This is a genomic window from Stenotrophomonas pictorum JCM 9942 (genome assembly GCF_001310775.1).
Classification (GTDB): Bacteria; Pseudomonadota; Gammaproteobacteria; order Xanthomonadales; family Xanthomonadaceae; genus Stenotrophomonas; species Stenotrophomonas pictorum.
The window spans coordinates 1-1,149 of the sequence record NZ_BAZI01000608.1 but is presented as its reverse complement, the minus strand read 5'-3'; the positions used below and the strand labels follow the sequence as shown (position 1 = coordinate 1,149).

The 1,149-nt window shown below is 62.9% G+C and carries 1 protein-coding gene and 1 pseudogene; both read right to left on the bottom strand.

The genetic code is table 11. From position 1 onward, the window contains the following. Window positions 1-446 precede the first annotated feature (446 nt). On the bottom strand, window positions 447-932 hold the full coding sequence (locus JCM9942_RS16470) for a Fur family transcriptional regulator (protein ID WP_054660932.1): 486 nt from the start codon (window positions 930-932) through the stop codon (window positions 447-449). A gap of 17 nt (window positions 933-949) precedes the next feature. After that, a pseudogene (locus JCM9942_RS16465) lies at window positions 950-1,149 on the bottom strand (glutamate--tRNA ligase); the annotation flags it as partial.

Below are 1,149 nucleotides of genomic sequence, written 5' to 3'. Positions count from 1 at the left end.
TTACCGGATGTGCCGTCGAAAAATGCGTCCGGCAGTGGCGAACCCACGCACAGCGCGGGCATGCGTCCCGGGTGTGCTTGACCAACCATCCAGTTGTTGGATAAGCGTCTCTTTTGGTTACTTTTCTTTGCACAAGCAAAGAAAGGCCCTTCAACAGCCGCATGGCTGGTCAAAGTGACTCGGGCACCAGCGGTGCACGAAAGCTTTTTCCTTTTCTCGGCGTTCCGAGCTCCGAGCTCGGCCTTCCGAGAAACTCAAGAACACGGTCCGGTTCACTTCCTTCCAAGCCCCTACTCATATCACGAGGGCAATACGGCACTTTCCGACGGTCAGTTAAGGACAACTGCATCCGCGAGGTTCTGCTCGCTGCCGGAGCCGCGCCGGACCGCTGAAAGGAAAAGGCCGCACACTGTGCGGCCTTTCCAGTAATCAACAGCGGTAAGGACTCAACCTGCGCAGTTGGCGCACAGGCCGTGGACCTCCAGGGTCTGGGCCTGCGGTTTGAAGCCCAGCGCCTTGGCGCGTTCTTCCAGCTGGCGGACGATGTCGCGGTCTTCCAGCTCCACCGCGCTGTGGCAGCGGTTGCAGATCAGGAACGGCACCGAGTGCTGAGTGCTGCTGGGATGGTGGCAGGCGACGAACGAGTTGACCGAGGCCAGCTTGTGCACAAAACCATTTGCCATCAAAAAATCCAGCGCGCGGTAGACCGTGGGCGGGGCGTCGGCACCGACGCCCTTGCCTTCGCGCACCCATTCCAGCAGTTCGTAGGCCTTGACCGGCTTGCCCGCCTCGGCGATCAGCCGCAGCACGTTGGCGCGGATCGGGGTCAGCCGCAATCCGCGCTCGCGGCACACCCGTTCGACCACCGCGATGAAATCCGCCGCGTCTTCAACGTGGTGGTGGGGAGCGGTGCAGGTGTGCGCGTCGGTCATGTCTACCTCGGGGAAAGTCAGGTCGTGGGGACCTTGGTCAGGGCTGCATCGATGCGCTTGAGCGCTTCATCGCGACCGGCCAGATACACGGTGTGGGAGATATCCGGGCTGACCTGGGTGCCGGTGATGGCCACGCGCAGCGGCTGGGCGACCTTACCCATGCCGATCTCCAGCGCGGCGGCGGCCTCATGCAGCGCGGCCGACACGCTCTCGGCGC